General features: G+C 71.9%; 14 protein-coding genes. 10 read left to right on the top strand and 4 right to left on the bottom strand.

What is annotated here, in order from left to right:
* The first annotated feature begins 193 nt into the window (after positions 1-193).
* The gene (locus tag VTA80_RS09345; RefSeq protein ID WP_407345178.1) at positions 194-838 is read left to right on the top strand and encodes a PadR family transcriptional regulator; all 645 of its coding nucleotides are present in this window, start codon (positions 194-196) and stop codon (positions 836-838) included.
* Positions 835-1,914 carry an inositol-3-phosphate synthase gene (locus VTA80_RS09340; protein WP_407345176.1) on the top strand — a complete coding sequence of 360 codons (1,080 nt, stop codon included), beginning with the start codon at positions 835-837 and terminating at the stop codon, positions 1,912-1,914. Before VTA80_RS09345 ends, VTA80_RS09340 begins: the two co-directional genes overlap by 4 nt.
* Before the next feature lie 100 nt (positions 1,915-2,014).
* Here VTA80_RS09340 and moaC read toward each other — a convergent pair whose 3' ends face one another.
* On the bottom strand, positions 2,015-2,527 hold the full coding sequence (moaC, locus tag VTA80_RS09335) for a cyclic pyranopterin monophosphate synthase MoaC (RefSeq protein WP_407345174.1): 513 nt from the start codon (positions 2,525-2,527) through the stop codon (positions 2,015-2,017).
* 111 nt (positions 2,528-2,638) lie between these two features.
* Between moaC and VTA80_RS09330 the strand changes: the two genes are divergently transcribed.
* The gene (locus VTA80_RS09330; protein WP_407345173.1) at positions 2,639-3,922 is read left to right on the top strand and encodes an MFS transporter; all 1,284 of its coding nucleotides are present in this window, start codon (positions 2,639-2,641) and stop codon (positions 3,920-3,922) included.
* 77 nt (positions 3,923-3,999) lie between these two features.
* Here the strand turns inward: VTA80_RS09330 and VTA80_RS09325 are convergent, their stop codons facing one another.
* On the bottom strand, positions 4,000-5,508 hold the full coding sequence (locus tag VTA80_RS09325; protein ID WP_407345171.1) for a CCA tRNA nucleotidyltransferase: 1,509 nt from the start codon (positions 5,506-5,508) through the stop codon (positions 4,000-4,002).
* Between the two features lie 167 nt (positions 5,509-5,675).
* Between VTA80_RS09325 and VTA80_RS09320 the strand changes: the two genes are divergently transcribed.
* From VTA80_RS09320 to VTA80_RS09290, 7 genes are all read left to right on the top strand, one after another.
* Entirely contained in the window at positions 5,676-6,224 is a 549-nt protein-coding gene (locus tag VTA80_RS09320; protein ID WP_407345169.1) for an NUDIX hydrolase, read from the top strand.
* Entirely contained in the window at positions 6,221-8,443 is a 2,223-nt protein-coding gene (locus tag VTA80_RS09315) for a DUF6049 family protein (RefSeq protein ID WP_407345167.1), read from the top strand. Before VTA80_RS09320 ends, VTA80_RS09315 begins: the two co-directional genes overlap by 4 nt.
* A gap of 197 nt (positions 8,444-8,640) precedes the next feature.
* Positions 8,641-10,800 carry a hypothetical protein gene (locus VTA80_RS09310; protein WP_407345165.1) on the top strand — a complete coding sequence of 720 codons (2,160 nt, stop codon included), beginning with the start codon at positions 8,641-8,643 and terminating at the stop codon, positions 10,798-10,800.
* Positions 10,801-10,888: 88 nt separating this feature from the next.
* Positions 10,889-11,839, top strand: a complete 951-nt coding sequence (gene trxB, locus VTA80_RS09305) for a thioredoxin-disulfide reductase (protein WP_407345163.1) — start codon at positions 10,889-10,891, stop codon at positions 11,837-11,839.
* Positions 11,840-11,888: 49 nt separating this feature from the next.
* Complete coding sequence (gene trxA / locus VTA80_RS09300) at positions 11,889-12,221, top strand: thioredoxin (protein WP_407345161.1); 333 nt, start codon at positions 11,889-11,891, stop codon at positions 12,219-12,221.
* 161 nt (positions 12,222-12,382) lie between these two features.
* Positions 12,383-13,783 carry a PLP-dependent aminotransferase family protein gene (locus VTA80_RS09295; protein ID WP_407345159.1) on the top strand — a complete coding sequence of 467 codons (1,401 nt, stop codon included), beginning with the start codon at positions 12,383-12,385 and terminating at the stop codon, positions 13,781-13,783.
* A gap of 56 nt (positions 13,784-13,839) precedes the next feature.
* Complete coding sequence (locus tag VTA80_RS09290) at positions 13,840-14,817, top strand: D-alanine--D-alanine ligase (RefSeq protein WP_407345157.1); 978 nt, start codon at positions 13,840-13,842, stop codon at positions 14,815-14,817.
* A gap of 78 nt (positions 14,818-14,895) precedes the next feature.
* Here the strand turns inward: VTA80_RS09290 and VTA80_RS09285 are convergent, their stop codons facing one another.
* Both VTA80_RS09285 and VTA80_RS09280 read right to left on the bottom strand, forming a co-directional pair.
* Positions 14,896-15,951, bottom strand: a complete 1,056-nt coding sequence (locus VTA80_RS09285; RefSeq protein WP_407345155.1) for a ParB/RepB/Spo0J family partition protein — start codon at positions 15,949-15,951, stop codon at positions 14,896-14,898.
* Complete coding sequence (locus tag VTA80_RS09280; protein ID WP_407345153.1) at positions 15,948-16,916, bottom strand: ParA family protein; 969 nt, start codon at positions 16,914-16,916, stop codon at positions 15,948-15,950. The genes VTA80_RS09285 and VTA80_RS09280 overlap by 4 nt, the downstream gene beginning before the upstream one ends.
* Positions 16,917-17,050: the final 134 nt, after the last annotated feature.

Below are 17,050 nucleotides of genomic sequence, written 5' to 3'. Positions count from 1 at the left end.
GCAGCGGCGACCTGGCGCCGACGTGCCCGTTGCGCGACCAGTATGCGGGAGGTACCCGAGTGAAGGCTGGGAGCTGGTCGGCGCCAGTTGCCGGAAGTGACGATTCGTCATACTCTCTCGATGTATCCATTCGATACATCGAGGCCAACAGGCCAGTGATCGACACTACCCACGAGCAGGGGAGGGACCGCAAGTGCGCGGACGTTCAGACGTTCTCGAGCCGGCCATCCTCGGTCTGCTCGACGAGTCACCGCTGCACGGCTACGAGCTGCGCAAGCGGCTCAACCTGGTCCTCGGCTCGTTCCGAGCCCTGTCCTACGGCTCGCTCTACCCGTGCCTGAAGTCCCTGGTCGTTCGCGGCTGGATCATCGGCACCGACTCCTCCGACGCCCCGCCGCGTGCCCTGTCGGGCAAGCGCGCCCGGATCGTGTACCAGCTCACGGCCGAGGGCAAAGAACACTTCCACGAGATCCTGGCCTCCTCGGGCCCGGCCGCGTGGGAAGACGAGAACTTCGACGTCCGGTTCGCGTTCTTCGCGCAGACCGACGCCGAGACCCGCCTGCGGATTCTCGAGGGTCGGCGCAGCCGGCTCACCGAGCGACTGGAGACGGTCCGCCTGTCGTTCAACCGCGCTCGCGAGCGCATGGACGACTACACCCTCGAGCTGCAGCGTCACGGGCTCGAAGGCGTGGAGCGAGAGGTCCGCTGGCTCGACGACCTCATCGACAACGAGCGTGGCACCCGCCGCGCCAGTCCTACCGACCTCGGTCACCCGACCGAGGTCAATCCCGCCGGCGACGTCCCGCGTCCCGGCACTGAACCGAAGGAGCGAGGATGACCTCCATCCGCGTCGCCATCATCGGCGTCGGCAACTGCGCGTCATCACTGATCCAGGGCGTGCACTTCTACGCGGACGCTGACCCGAGCAGCACCGTGCCCGGACTCATGCACGTGCAGTTCGGTGACTACCACGTCTCCAGCCTGGAGTTCGTCGCCGCATTCGACGTCGATGCCAAGAAGGTCGGCTTCGACCTGTCCGAGGCCATCGGCGCCAGCGAGAACAACACCATCAAGTTCGCCGACGTCCCGCCGCTGGGTGTCACGGTCCAGCGCGGCCACACGCTCGACGGTCTGGGCACGTACTACAAGGACACCATCGAAGAGTCCGACGCAGCTCCGGTCGACATCGTCGCCGCGCTCAAGGAAGCCCGCGTCGACGTCCTGGTCTGCTACCTCCCCGTCGGTTCGGAGAAGGCCGCGAAGTACTACGCCCAGTGCGCGATCGACGCGAAGGTCGCGTTCGTCAACGCCCTGCCCGTCTTCATCGCGTCCGACCCCGAGTGGGCTGCCAAGTTCGAGGCTGCCGGCGTGCCGATCGTCGGTGACGACATCAAGTCCCAGGTCGGCGCGACCATCACGCACCGCGTCCTGGCCCGACTGTTCGAGGACCGCGGCGTCGTGCTGGACCGCACGTACCAGCTGAACGTCGGCGGCAACATGGACTTCAAGAACATGCTGGAGCGCACGCGCCTCGAGTCGAAGAAGATCTCCAAGACGCAGTCGGTCACGTCGAACCTCGACCACGAGCTCGCGCCGCGCAACATCCACATCGGCCCGTCGGACTACGTCCCGTGGCTCGACGACCGCAAGATCGCGTTCGTCCGCCTCGAGGGTCGCGCGTTCGGCGAGGTCCCGTTGAGCCTCGAGTACAAGCTCGAGGTCTGGGACTCGCCCAACTCGGCCGGCATCATCATCGACGCCGTCCGCGCCGCGAAGATCGCCAAGGACCGGGGCATCGGTGGACCGATCCTCTCGGCCGCGACGTACTTCATGAAGTCCCCGCCCGTGCAGATGGAAGACATCAAGGGCCGCGAAGCCCTCGAGGCCTTCATCCGCGGCGACAACGAGCGCTAGTCACCTCTGACTCCCTGCTCCACGCACGACGAAGCCCCCGGCACCCAGGTGCCGGGGGCTTCGTGCTGCCCTCGCCGGCAAGCCGGGGGGACGACGGCGACTACCCGGCCCGGCGCCACGTCCCGCTGCGCCCGCCGGTCTTCTCCTCGACCCGCACGGCGGTGATCGTGGCGCCCCGATCGACGGCCTTGACCATGTCGATGAGCGCGAGGCCGGCCACGGCGACGCAGGTCAGCGCCTCCATCTCGACCCCGGTGCGGTCCGCCGTGCGCACGGTGGCGACGATCGAGACGCCGTCGTCGGTGACCTCGAGGTCAACCGTGACCCCGTGGATCGCGATCGGGTGGCACAGCGGCACCAGGTCCGGCGTGCGCTTGGCCGCCTGGATCCCCGCGATCCGCGCGACGGCGAGCGCGTCCCCCTTCGGCATCCCCTCCCCGCGCAGGAGGGCGATCACCGCCGGGGTCGTGGACACGAAGCCGCTCGCGGTCGCGCTGCGGACCGTGACGGACTTCGCGCTCACGTCGACCATCCGGGCCGCACCCCGTGCGTCGACGTGGGTGAGTCGCGTCCGGTCGGCACCAGTCGCGGCACCAGTCGCGTCGTCGCTCATCGGGTCAGTCCCTGTCTTCGTCCGCACCGTCGCCGGGGTCCCGGCGACGGCCAGAACGCTACCGGTCGATCGCCGTCGGGCACGGTGGTGGTGCCGACTACGCTGACCGGCGTGCAGGTGATCGCTGAACTCAGGCAGCTCCTGCGCCTGCCCGACTTCCGCAAGCTGTTCGCGGTGCGGCTGGTCAGCCAGACCGGGGACGGGATGTTCCAGGTCGGGCTCGCGACCCTGTTCTTCTTCTCCCCCGAGAAAGCCAGCACGGCGACCGATGTGGCCGCGGCGTTCGCGGTCCTGCTGCTGCCGTTCACCGTGGTGGGCCCCTGGGCGGGCGTGCTGCTGGACCGGTGGCGCCGCCGCCAGGTGCTCTTCGGCGGCAACCTGGTCCGCGTCGCGATCACGCTGACGATCGCGGTGCTGCTGCTGAGGAGCGGCGTCGGCCCCCTGGTCTACGTGCTCGCGCTCGTCGACCTGTCGATCAACCGGTTCCTGCTCGCGGCGCTGTCGGCGTCGCTCCCGCGCGTGGTCGAGGGTCCGCTGCTCCTCACCGCCAACTCGCTGACCCCGACGCTCGGGGCCGCGGCAGCCGGGGTGGGCGCCGGCATCGGGTTCGTGCTCGGCCTCATGCTCGAGCCCGGCCGGAGCAAGGACGCGACGGTGCTTGCGGTCGCGGCTCTGGTGTTCGCCACGGCCTCCGCGCTCGCGACCCGGATGGGGCGCGACCTGCTCGGACCCGATCGCCGGGCCGACGCCGCCCAGACCCGCGCCGCCCTGCAGATGCTCGCGCGCGGCCTGGTCGCCGGCGCGCGCCACCTGCGCGAGCGCCGCACGCCCGCGCACGCGCTGGAGGTGATGGCCACGCACCGGTTCCTGTACGGCGTCGTGTTCATCGCGAGCATCCTCATCTCGCGCAACCTGCTCGAGGACCCCACCGACAACGCCGCCGGGCTGCGGACGTTCGGCACGGTGCTCGCGGCGTCCGCGGTCGGGTTCGTGCTGGCGGCGCTGCTCACGCCCGTGCTCAGCCCCCGCACGGGTCCGCACGCGTGGATCGTGGCCTGCCTCGTGCTCGCGGCGGTCAGCCAGCTCCTGCTGACGGTGACCATCTCCCGGTGGGCGCTGCTCGCCGCGGCGGTCGCCCTGGCCCTGGCGGCGCAGGGCGCGAAGATCGCCGTGGACACGATCGTGCAACGGGACACCGACGACGCCTTCCGGGGCCGGGCGTTCGCGCTGTACGACGTCCTGTACAACGCCGCGTTCGTCGGTGCGGCGGCGCTGGCCGCGCTGGTCCTGCCGGACACGGGCTACTCGAAACCGCTGTTCGCGCTCCTGGCCGCCGCCTACCTGACGGCCGCGTTGGTATACCGCGCGGTGTCACCCCGCGGGATCCGGGCCTGAGTTCGCCGCTACGTCCCGAGTTCGCCGGTCCAGACCAGCGAATCCGCGCCAGACCAGCGAACTCACCGTGGTGACGCCTACTGCGCGGCCCACCACGCGCGCAGGGCCGCTTCCGCCTCGTCAGCGGGGAGCGGGCCGCGGTCCAGGCGGAGCTCCATGAGGTACTTGTACGCCTTGCCCACCTCCGGGCCCGGCTCGATCCCGAGGACCGCCATGATCTGGCCTCCGTCGAGCGAGGGGCGCAGCGCGGCGAGCTCCTCGTGCTCGCGCAGGACGGCGATCCGCGCCTCGAGTGCGTCGTACGCCGCCGAGAGCCGGTCGGCCTTGCGTTTGTTGCGGGTCGTGGAGTCCGAGCGGGTCAGGCGGTGCAGCCGCTCGAGCAGCGGGCCGGCGTCCGTGACGTAGCGGCGCACGGCCGAGTCGGTCCAGCCACCCTCGCCGTACCCGTGGAAACGCAGGTGCAGCTCGGTGAGCCGCGAGACGGCCTTGACCGTGTCCTTGTCGAACCGCAACGCCTTGAGCCGACGGGAGATCAGCTTCGCGCCGACGACCTCGTGGTGGTGAAAGCTCACGCCACCGTTCTCCTCGAACCGCCGCGTGGCCGGCTTGCCGACGTCGTGCAGCAACGCCGCCAGCCGCAGCACGAGGTCGGGGCCGGGCACGGCGCCGGTCGGCCCGGTCTCCAGGTCGATCGCCTGCTCGAGCACCGTGAGTGAGTGCTGGTAGACGTCCTTGTGCCGATGGTGCTCGTCGATCTCGAGCCGGAGCGCGGGCAGCTCGGGGAGCATGTGATCGGCGAGGCCGGTGTCCACCAGGACCTCGAGCCCGCGCCGCGGCCCGGACGAGATCATCAGCTTGACGAGCTCGTCGCGCACGCGCTCGGCCGAGACGATCGAGATCCGCTCGGCCATCTCCTCGATCGCCGCGCGCGCCTGCGGATCGAGCGTGAAGCCGAGCTGCGCGACGAATCGCGCGGCCCGCATCATGCGCAACGGGTCGTCGTCGAACGACTGCCGGGCTGCCACCGGAGTGCGCAGCGTTCGGCCCGCGAGGTCACTGAGCCCGTCGAACGGGTCCACGAAGGTCAGTCCCGGCAGGCGCACCGCCATCGCGTTGACCGTGAAGTCACGCCGCGACAGGTCGCCCTCGAGCGTCTTGCCGAAGACGACCTCGGGCTTGCGCGACGACGGGTCGTACTCGTCGGTCCGGTAGGTCGTGACCTCGACGACGACGTCCTCGCCGCCCCGACGGCGGCCGGCCCCGATCGTGCCGAACGCCTTGCCGATGTCCCAGTGCGTGTCGCCCCAGCGCGCGAGCAGCGCCTGGGTCTCGTCCGGGGTGGCCGACGTCGTGAAGTCGAGGTCCGCGCTCACCCGGCCCAGGAACGCGTCGCGCACCGGTCCCCCGACCAGCGCCAGCTCGTGGCCGGCGGCAGCGAAGACCTCGCCGAGCTCGATCGCCGCCGGCGCCAGCTCAGCGAGCCGCTCGAGCGCTGCGCGCTGCAGGTCCAGGAGGGCCGAGGGGGCGGCAGCGGCACCCGGAACAGCAGTCGGTGCGTTCTCGGCAGAGTTCTCGGTCAGGGGCACGGCGTCCTAGCCTGCCAGATCCCCGCGCGGGCGGGCGCGAGCAGCCCCTGGCCGGCCTCGCTAGCACCGTCAGATGTCCGGGCGACGGACGCCGGACGACCCCGCGACGTCAGCCCGATGGAGCAGAGATGCCCGAGGTCAGCGTGTGGGGTAGTTACAGTGGCGGCATGTCCAGCGTCGCGCCGCAACCACGCCCACCGGGCGTGCCGGCGCCTCCGGGCGGCCATGCGCTCCGCATCGACCCCTCGGTGGCGCGCGCGGTGCCGCCCAGCCTGCCGGTCGTCGACGAGACTTCTGCGGGCGGGCTGATCGTCTCGGTCGTGCAGGGAGTTCACCTTGCGGCGGTGATCGCGCGACGCAACCGCGCCGGTCGGCTCGAGTGGTGCCTGCCCAAGGGCCACCTCGAGGGCAACGAGACCCCCGAAGAGGCAGCCGTCCGCGAGATCGCGGAAGAGACCGGCATCCAGGGCGAGATCGTGCGCAGGCTCGGCATCGTCGACTACTGGTTCACGGGCGACGACCGCCGCGTGCACAAGGTGGTCCATCACTTCCTGCTCGATGCGCTCGGCGGGACGCTCACGGTCGACGGCGACCCCGACGGCGAGGCGGAGCTCGCGGAGTGGGTGGCACTGACCGACCTCCCGCACCGGCTCGCCTATCCCAACGAGCGACGGCTCGCGGAGGCGGCGCACGTGGTGCTCGTCAACGGGGCATGAGCGCACCGTCCCGCCGTACGACCCGCCCGCGTCCTCGATCGCTGCGCGGTCGCTTGCTGCATGGTCGCTTCGTCGCCGGTCGCCTGCTGGCCGGCGCGCTCGCCGCGGGGATCTTGTTCACCGGAGCCGCCGTGGGCACGCTCCCCGCCCAGGCCGACGTGCACGCCGCAACCCCGTCCCCGTCGGACTCGGCGTCCCGCGAGCTCCCGGTCGAGGTGAGCGTCACGGCCGTGACGCCCCAGGTGCTCCGCCCCGACGGGCAGCTCCTCGTGCACGCCGTGCTCCACAACCGGTCAGACACGGAGATCGCCGAGCCGCGCGCTGTCCTGAGGGTGCGTCGGTTCCTGATCTCGACGCGCAGCGCGCTGGCCGAGTGGACGGCGTTCGGGCCGACCGACACGGCCGGCAACCCGGTCGCGACCGTCGCTCTCGACGCCCCGCTCGCCCCCGGCGCGCAGGCCGACGTCGAGTTCCTCGTCCCGGCCGGCGACCTCGGGCTCTCCCGCGCGTCCGCCGCCTGGGGACCACGCGGGATCTCGGTCGAGGCGACCGATGGCGGTTCCCGCGTCGGCCTGGCCCGAACGTTCGTGCTGTGGCTTCCCGCCGAGCCCGAGACATCCGTCCGGGTGAGCGTCGCCGTCCCCCTGACCGGTGCCGGCGTCGACGGCGCGGCCGCGTCGAACGCAGCGATCCCGCCCGCGAAGACCCTCGATCGGCTCGCCGACCTGCTCGACGTCACGCGGGACCGGCCCGAGGTCGCCTGGGCGGTCGACCCCGCGCTCCTCTCGTCACTCTCCACCGCCGCCCTCCCCCCGGAGACAGCGACGGACCTCAAGTCGTCGACCGGCTCCACCACCGCCACGCAGGCCGTGGCCCTCGCCGCCGGGCTCAACCGGGCGGCGGCCGGACGAGACGTGTTCACGCTGCCCGCGCTCGACCCGGACCTCGCCGCGCTTGCCCATGCGGACGCCGCCGATCTCGCTGCCGCCGCGACGGCGGCCTCAGCCGCGGCCCCGCTCCCGGTGCTCGACACGCCGCCACGCACCGACCTCGCCTGGCCCGCCGACGACGTCCCCGATCTCCAGACCGTGGCCCTCGCGGCCCAGAACGGCGCGCGCGCGGTCATGGTCGGTGGCGACGGTCTCGCCGCCGGGGACCTCAACTACACCCCGACGGGTCGCGCCACCGTCCCGACCCCCACGCAGGATGTCAGCGCGCTGATCGCCGATCCCCCGCTCACGGACCTCTTCACCAACCCCTCCGGTCCCGCGGAGTCGCCGGCCAACCCCACCACCCCGGCCACCGCTGCCCAGCGCGTGCTCGCCGAGACCGCGATCATCGCCCGCGAACGACCGAACGATCCGCGGCACGTGCTCATCGCTCCCCGGCGCGGTTGGTCACCCGACGTGCTGGTGGCCCGGGCCCAGCTCGCGGCGCTCACCTACGCGCCGTGGGTCGCCCTGACTCCCCTGTCCGCCCTCATCGGCACGGCCGACCCGCTGGTCGAGCGGACCGACCTGCCCGAGCGGTCGAGGAGCGACGTCGAGCTCAGCCCGACAGCGATCAACGCGATGCGGACCGCCCGCGCCGACCTCACGACGTTCGCCGCCGTCGTGGCCACCCCCACGACCCTCACGGCGGGCGCGGATGCGTCGGTGCTCGCCCCGCTCGCGGTGGCCTGGCGCGCGGACGCGAGCGGGCGGGCCGACGTCGTGCAGGGGGTCGTGAGCGACCTCACCGCGCGCGCGAGCGGGGTGACCGTGGTGGCGGGCAGCGGACTCAACCTCATCTCCCAGTCCGGCACCCTCCCGATCGGGCTCAGCAACGCGCTCGACCAGGACGTGACGGTTCAGATCTTGCTCGAGCCCGCGAGCCGCGTGCTCGTGGTCGACGCTCCGGAGACGGTGGTCGTGCCCGCTCGGTCCGAGCTGCAGGCCCGCATCCCGTTCCACGCGGTCGGCAGCGGGGACGTGCGTGTGGCGGTCACGCTGCTCGCGCCCGGCGGGGCTGCGATCACCGAGCCCACGTCGTTCGTCGTGCGGGTGCGGGCCGACTGGGAGAACATCGGCACCGCAGTCGTGGCAGGCCTGCTCGGCCTCGGCTTCCTGTTCGGGATCGTGCGCACGATCCGACGGGGGCAGACCAAGACCCGCGGCGCGAGCCCCGCCGAGCTCGTGGAGATCGCCGAGAACCCCGGCCCACCGAAGGACCCCACGTAACCGGCACGACGCCCGACGACGCGGCCATGACCGGGGTCTGGGTCGGACTCCTCCAGATCGTGCGCGTGCGCGAGCTCGACGAGCTGCGGCGCCCGCTGCTCCGACGCCTTGGCCGCTCCGCGTAGCATGGCCGCACCGGCCCATGGTCGGTACCCAACAACCACGCGGTCGCGCGTGACGAGCGAGGGGGAGGCCCTGTGGACGGCGTCGTCGGACAAGGCACCCTGGTGGCCGGTCGGTACCGGGCGATCCGCCCGACCGCCTCGGACGTCACGGGAGTCACCGCCTGGGACGCGAACGACCAGATCCTCGACCGACCCGTTCGACTGGCGATCCTGACCGAGGGCCACGTGCCGCAGGCGGTCGACGCCGCGCGCCGCGCCGCGCTCGTCGCCGATCCCCGGCTCGTCCGCGTGCTCGACGTCGGCGACCACGAGGGCCTCGCGTACATGATCACCGAGCCCGTCACGGGTCCGTCGCTCGCCCAGCTCGTCTCGCGGGGGCCGCTCCCGGCCGACCAGGCGCGCGCCGTCATCGGTGAGGCGGCCGCGGCCCTCGAGGCCGCCCGACGGCGTGGGGTGCACCACCTCACGCTGCGTCCGTCCGCGCTCCACCTCACGACGGACGACCGCGTCCTGATCACCGGCCTCGCCGTCGACGCCGCCCTCCTGGGCCAGGGTCTCGGCGACGCGCGCTCGACGACGCGTGCCGACACCGTCGGGCTCGTCGCGCTGCTCTACGCCGCCCTGACGGGCCGGTGGCCCGGGTCGGCGAATGACGCCGACCGTGCCGGCGGCGCGAAGCTGCCGGCGGCCCCGCTCCTCGAGGGCCGTCCCGTCGCGCCCTCCGAGCTGGTCGCCGGCATACCCAACGACCTCGACACCCTCTGCGCGGTGACCCTCGGCCCGAACGACGACGGTCCGCACAGCCCCGCGGAGCTCATCCTCGAGCTCGAGCCGTGGGGCAACATCCGCGGCGTCGACCTGCTCGCGGCCGCCAACGAGCCGAGCTGGGATCCGACGTCGACCGCGGTGGCGCCGCTCGCCCCGACGAGCCCGCCGACGCGTGCCTTCCCCCTTCCCGTCGAGGCCCCGACGGCGCCGCCGACCGTGCACCGCCAGTCCGTCCGTTCAGCCTTCGCCGACCAGCCCCCGGGCACCGCCGCACGCCCGTCGACGCCTCCCCCGGCGGCTCCCGCGCGCACGAGCGAGTTCGGCGCCGTGGCCGGTGTCGGTTCGGGTGCTGCGACGGCAGCGAGTGCGGCGGCGGCCGCGGCAGCGCTGGCCGTGGCGGCCCGTGCGGCCGCGACGGACGCCGCAGCAGCCGAGGAGGCAGCGGCAGCGAAGGTCGCCGCTGCCCAGACCGCAGCGCGGCTCGAGGCCGAACGGAAGACGAACGAGGCCGCCGAGGCCAAGGCGAAGGCAGCGGCCGAAGCTAAGGCATCCGCCACTGCGGCGACCACCGCGGTGGCGGCCACTGCGGCCACCGCGGCCACCGCGGCGCCGTTCTCCGCCGCGGCCCCGTCCTTTCCGCCGACGACGTCGATGGCCCCGCGGTCGGCCGCGCCGGCCGGTCAGGTGGCGCTGCCGGTGCCGCCGCGCCCCACGCCAGGACCCTCCGCGACGTTCCCCCCCTCGTTGCCCACGATGGCCGGCCCGGATCACCCGGCACGCGGTTTCGAGGAGCTCATCGCGGCACGCGAGGCCATGTCGACCACGCGGTTCGACCCGACCCGACTCGTGCTGGCCATCGTCGCCGGCGCGGTCATCATCGGACTGTTCCTCGCCTTTAAGGCCCTGACGGCCCCGATCGATGACACCTCACCCCGCAGCGAGCCGCTGCCGACGGTGAGCACCGCGCCCGCCGAGAGCGCCGCGCCGTCCGAAGAGCCATCAGCCGAGCCGAGCCCGAGCGCGGAGCCGGGCAGCCTGCCCGCCATCGCGTCGGGGCAGTCGCTCGACCCGCCGCCGGATGGCGACAACAACGAGCACCCCGAGGCAGCGCCGCTCGCGATCGACGGCGACCCGGCGACCGCCTGGGTGACCCGCACCTACCGGGCACCGAACTTCGGCGTGAAGAAGGGGGTCGGGTACGCCGTGGCGTTGCAGGCCCCGGCGACCGTCAAGACGGTGACCCTCCTGGTCAACGGCTCCGGTGGGCAGGTCGAGCTCCGTGCCACGGATCCCTCGACCCCGACGCAGGGGACCGTTCTTGCCTCGGGGACACTGAGTCCCACGACCGTGCTCACCCTGTCCGCACCCACCGAGACCCAGAACCTCGTGCTGTGGTTCACCGCCCTGCCGCAGACCGCTGACGGCAGCAACCGGCTCGAGCTCGCCGAGGTCAGTGTCTCCTGACGCCCGACCGGAACAGATCCACCAGCGAGACCGTTCTGATGGACGGTGCAGCTATCCGCTCCCACCCTCTCCCCCTGAAGGACTTGCCTTGAGCGACCAGACGTCCACCGAGCGTGACGTGATTCGTGACCTGATCGTCGTGGGGTCGGGTCCGGCCGGGTACACCGCAGCCTTGTACGCGGCGCGCGCGGGGTTCGCCCCGTTGGTGCTCGCGGGCTCGGTGACCGCTGGCGGCGCGTTGATGAACACGACCGACGTGGAGAACTTCCCCGGCTTCCCCGACGGGATCATCGGCCCGGAGCTGATGGAGTCGATGCAGAAGCAGGCCGAGAAGTTCGGCGCGCAGGTCGTCTTCGACGACGCCACCCAGCTGGACCTGACCGGGGACGTCAAGACCGTCACCACGGGCAACGGCGAGACCTACTCCGCGCGCGCCGTGATCCTCGCGACCGGGTCCGCCTACCGCGAGCTGGGCATCGACGACGAGAAGCGCCTGTCCGGGCGCGGGGTGTCGTGGTGCGCGACGTGCGACGGGTTCTTCTTCCGCAACCAGGAGATCCTCGTGGTCGGTGGCGGGGACTCCGCGGTGGAGGAGGCCACGTTCCTGACCCGGTTCGCGTCCAAGGTCACCATGGTGGTGCGCCGCGACGAGCTGCGGGCCTCGAAGATCATGGCCGACCGCGCGCAGGCGGACCCGAAGATCGACTTCGCGTGGAACTCGCAGGTCGTGGCGATCCACGGCGACGCCAAGGTCACCGGTGCCACGTTGCGCGACACCGTCACGGGCGCCGAGCGGGAGATCGCCGTGGGCGGCGTGTTCGTCGCGATCGGGCACGTCCCGCGCACGGAGCTCGTCGTCGGGCAGGTCGACCTCGACGCCGAGGGATACATCGAGGTCCAGGGCCGCAGCACGCTAACCAACCTCCCGGGAGTGTTCGCGTGCGGCGACGCCGTCGACCACACCTACCGCCAGGCCATCACCGCCGCCGGCTCCGGCTGCGCCGCCGCCCTGGACGCCCAGCGCTTCCTCACCGACTGACCCACCCCCACGACCTGTTCGCTACCCCGTCTGCCGAAGGAAGAATCCGATGAGCACCCCTATCCACGTCACTGACGCCACCTACCGCGCCGAGGTCCTCGAGTCGGATCTCCCCGTGATCGTCGACTTCTGGGCACCCTGGTGCGGCCCGTGCCGCCAGGTCGCGCCGATCCTCGACGAGCTTGCCGTGACGTACGACGGCAAGGTCAAGATCGTGAAGCTCAACACGGATGAGAACCCCCAGGTCACGGCGGACTACGGCATCGTGTCGATCCCGACCATGCACTTCGTCAAGGGCGGCGAGATCGTCTCCACGATCATCGGTGCCCGCCCGAAGCCGGCCCTGATCGCCGAGATCGAGAAGGCTCTCACGCAGGTCTGACCACGGCCTGATGTGAAGCACCGGAAGCGCCCGTCCCCTGAAGCAGGGACGGGCGCTTCGTGCGTTCGCATGGGGCTCCACACTCCTTGAGCAGCAGGTGGGGTGCCCATTGCGTGGCAGCCTGCGCCGTCGAGGGTGCCGCGCGTGGGAGACTCGGGGTCATGACTCCCCAGACGTCCGGGGCGGGTGCGTTGCCACCCACCGCAGCTGCCGCTCCGCAGGTCCGGGTCCTGCCCCCACCCCCCGCCGCTGAAACACCCGCGGCTCCGGCCCCCGCGCACGGCACGCGCCTCGATCCCTGGCTGCACGCCTATGCCGATCGCGCGCACGCCATGAAGGCCTCCGAGATCCGGGCGCTCTTCGCAGTGGCCAACCGGCCCGAGGTCGTCTCGCTCGCGGGCGGGATGCCGTACCTCGAAGGACTCCCGCTCGACGCGCTCGGGGAGATGTCCCGGCGCGTGCTCGCCACCCGCGGCACGACCGCGCTCCAGTACGGCTCCGCCCAGGGTGACGAGACGCTGCGCGAGCAGATCCTCGAGGTCATGGCCCTCGAAGGTATCGAGGCGCACTCGGACGACGTGGTCGTCACCACAGGCTCGCAACAAGCCTTGGACCTGGTGACTCGGATCTTCATCAACCCGGGAGACGTCGTCGTCGCCGAGGCGCCCAGCTACGTCGGCGCCCTCGGGGTGTTCCGGGCGCACCAGGCCGACGTCGTCCATGTCCCCCTCGACGCGGCCGGCCTGATCCCGGCGGCGCTCGAGGAGACCCTCGCGGGGCTCGCCCGCGCCGGGCGACACGTGAAGCTGCTGTACACCGTGCCCAACTTCCACAACCCGGCCGGGGTGACCCTCTCGGCGGAGCGCCGCCCGCAGATCCTCGAGATCGCCCGCCGGTACGGCGTCCTGGTCCTCGAGGACAACCCGTACGGTCTGCTGGGCTTCGAGGGCGACCCGATCCCCGCGATGCGGTCGCTCGACTCAGACGGCGTGGTCTACCTCGGGTCGTTCTCCAAGACGTTCGCGCCCGGGTACCGCATCGGCTGGGCCGTCGCCCCGCACGCCGTGCGCGAGAAGCTCGTCCTCGCCAGCGAGTCCGCGATCCTGTGCCCCTCGAACGCGTCCCAGCTGGCCATCTCGGCCTACCTCGCGACGTGCGACTGGCGTGGCCAGATCAAGGCCTTCTGCGAGCTGTACCGCGAGCGTCGCGACGCCATGGTCGGCGCGCTCGCCGAGCACCTGCCCGACGCCACGTGGACCGTGCCCGACGGCGGCTTCTACACCTGGGTGAAGCTCCCGCCCGGGCTTGACTCGAAGGCGATGCTCCCGCGTGCCGTGACGGCCCGGGTCGCCTACGTCCCGGGGACCGCGTTCTACGCCAACGGCGCCGGGAGCGATCACATGCGGCTGTCGTTCTGCTTCCCGACCCCCGAGCGCATCCGCGAGGGCATCCGACGCCTCGCGGGCGTGGTGGCCGGGGAGAGCGAGCTGGTCTCGCTGTTCGGCGTCTCGGGTGCGCGAGCGAACGACGACGTGCAGCAACCCGGCCCGAACCTGGTGTGACCGCCACCCCGGCCCCTACTCCCCCGTCCCGTGTCCCTGCCAGTGAGGAACCTCCTGTGACCGCCGCTACCCCCCTGCCGCGCGCACCGCGTACGGGCACGTCACCGCGCGTCGTCGTCCTCGCCGGCGGGCTGTCGCACGAACGGGACGTGTCGCTGCGGTCGGGGCGGCGTGTCGCAGAAGCCCTGCGGAGCACGGGCCTCGAGGTGGTCGTGCACGACGTTGACGCCGACCTGCTGCCCGCCCTCTCCGACGCCCGTCCGGACCTGGTCTGGCCGTTGCTGCACGGCACCACCGGCGAGGACGGCTCCGTGCGGGACGTGCTGGAGCTCCTCGGACTGCCTTACCTCGGGACGGGGCCGCGCGCGAGCAGGGTCGCGTGGAGCAAGCCGATCGCGAAGACGGTCGTGGCCCGGGCTGGCCTGTCCACCCCTGACTTCGTCACTCTGCCGCAGAGCCTGTTCCGCGAGCTCGGCGCCGGACGGGTCCTCGAGTCCTTGCTGGCGAGGTTCGGCCTCCCCTTGGTCGTCAAGCCGTCGCACGGTGGCTCGGCGCTCGGGGTCACCCTGGTACGCGAAGCCGGTGACCTGCCGCGCGCGATGGTCGACGCCTTCGCGTACTACGACACGGCCCTCGTGGAGCAGGCGATCGAGGGACGCGAGCTCGCCGTGAGCGTCATCGAGGACGCCGACGGCCCGCGTGCGCTGCCGGCCGTGGAGATCGTCACTGACGGCCCGTACGACTACGACGCGCGGTACAACCCCGGGCGCACCGAGTACTTCACCCCGGCGCGGCTGTCCCGCGCCGAGGCCGACGCCGTCAGCGCCGTCGCGGTCGCCGCGCACCTGGCGCTCGGCCTGCGGCACCTGTCACGGACCGACCTCATCCTGGACGCTGCCGGGACGCCCCAGTTCCTCGAGGTCAACGTGGCCCCGGGAATGACCGAGACGTCCCTGCTCCCGCAGGCCGCGCTCGCCGGCGGGTTCGACCTCGCCGACCTCTACCGCGCGCTGGTGACCACGGCCCTCGCCTGATCCCGAAAGAAGATCACACCTTTGTGATCAGCCTTCCGTGAGATCAGGCGTGAGGGACGCGACGGCCCGGCCAGTCCCTCAGTCGCGGAGCAGTCCCGGGTCCGACGGCGACAGGGTCGCGAGGATCCGGTTCAGGTCCTGGACCGACGCGAACTCGACGGTCAGCCGACCCTTGCTCTTGCCGAGCGCGATCTTGACCCGCGTCTCGAACTGGTCGGACAGGCGAGCGGCAAGGCTGTCGAGGGCGTAGTTGCGCTCCCCTGCCCGGGGGCGGCGGACCACGGCCGGGCGCTCCGGGTCGCCACCGAGGGAGACGATCTCCTCGGTTGCCCGGACCGACAGCCCTTCGGCCACGATTCGTTGCGCGAGCTGCTCGATCGCGGCACCGTCCGCGAGCCCGAGCAGTGCGCGAGCGTGACCCGCGGACAGCACGCCGGCCGCGAGCCGACGCTGAACCAGGGGCGGGAGCCGGAGCAGGCGCAGCGTGTTGGAGATCTGCGGCCGGGACCGCGAGATGCGCGCAGCGAGCTCGTCATGGGTGCAGCCGAAGTCGTCGAGGAGCTGACGGTAGGCCGCGGCCTCCTCGAGGGGGTTGAGCTGGCTGCGGTGAAGGTTCTCGAGCAACGCATCCCGGAGCAGGTCGGCGTCGTCCGTCTCCCGGATGATCGAGGGCACCGTGGCGAGCCCCGCCTGCTGGCTCGCGCGCCACCGCCGCTCGCCCATGATCAGCTCATAGGTGGTGCCGTCGTCACCCGGGACCGGGCGCACGACGATCGGCTGGAGCACGCCGATCTCACGGATCGACTCGACGAGCTCCGCCATCGCGTCCTCGTCGAACGCGGTCCGAGGCTGCCGCGCGTTGGGCCGGATGGACTCGACGGAGAGCTCAGCGAAGCGGGCACCGGGAACTGGCAGCAGCTCGGGTCCGTCCGTGGCTGCCGGGGCCTGCTCCGGCGCGGGGAGGACGGCGACCGGCCCGATGCCGGCGCGGTCGATGGACGCCAGCGCCCCTCGAGCGTTCGCGGAGGTCTCGGTGCCGTGCGGGAAGAAGACGTCCACCGGACGATAGGCGTCCGTGCCGGTGGGGATCAGCGCGCCCAGGCCCCGTCCCAGTCCACGTCGCTTCTCGCTCATCTGTGCTCCTCCGTGCTTGCGGTGCCGTCGGGGTGAACCCGAGCGCCGGGATCCCCGGCAGCTGTCTGTGTCACGTGCAGCTCTGCGTCGCGCTGCGTGATCTCCCGCGCGGCCTCGAGGTACGCGAGGGCTCCGCTCGAGCTGGGGTCGTGCGTCATCACGGTCTGGCCGTAGCTCGGCGCCTCGGAGACGCGGACCGAGCGCGGCACGGTCGTCCGCAGGGTCTTCTCAGGGAAGTGCTCCCGCACCTCGGAGACGACCTGCTGCGCCAGGTTGGTCCGACCATCGAACATCGTCAGCAGGATCGTCGAGACGTAGAGGTCGGGGTTCAGGTGCGAGCGGATGAGCTCGATCGTCTTGAGCAGCTGGCTCAGGCCCTCGAGCGCGTAGTACTCGCACTGGATCGGGATCAGCACCTCGCGCGCGACCACGAAGGCATTCACGGTGAGCAGGCCGAGGCTCGGCGGGCAGTCGACGAACACGTAGTCGATCCGGTCCTCGCCGTTCGCGACCCGGTCGGCCAGGTAGGTGTCGAGCGCCTGACGCAGTCGTGTTTCACGTGAAACAAGCGACACGAGCTCGATCTCGGCGCCGGACAGGTCGATGGTCGCGGGCACGCACCACAGCCGCGGGATGTCCGGGCACGGCACGACAGCACCGCTCAGCGGAGCGCCGTCCACGAGCACCTCGTAGATCGACGGGGTACCGGCCCGGTGGTCGACGCCAAGGGCAGTCGACGCGTTGCCCTGCGGGTCGTTGTCGATGACCAGGACGTTGAGTCCAGCCTGGGCGAGCGCCGCGGCGAGGTTCACGGCGGTCGTCGTCTTGCCGACGCCACCCTTCTGGTTCGCCACCGTGAGGATGCGGGTCGAGTGCGGGCGCGGGAAGCGGCGCCCCCGCAGCTCGATCCGCCGTCGGGCGTCCAGGGAGAGCTGGGCCAGCAGGGGCGAGTCTGAATCGCTCATGGCCGGCAGGCTGCTGACCAGCGCAGCGCGCCGTTGATCGTCGGCCTCGTCGGTCACGTAGCTCCCCTGGCGCAATAGCTTCCTCGTCATCTCTGCATCAAGGATCGGCTTGCGAGGGATTCGCGGTCCGCTCC

This window comes from Pengzhenrongella phosphoraccumulans, from assembly GCF_045689905.1.
Lineage (GTDB): Bacteria > Actinomycetota > Actinomycetes > Actinomycetales > Cellulomonadaceae > Pengzhenrongella > Pengzhenrongella phosphoraccumulans.
The sequence above is the reverse complement of the archived record's forward strand: the minus strand, read 5'-3'. Positions and strand labels throughout refer to the sequence as shown.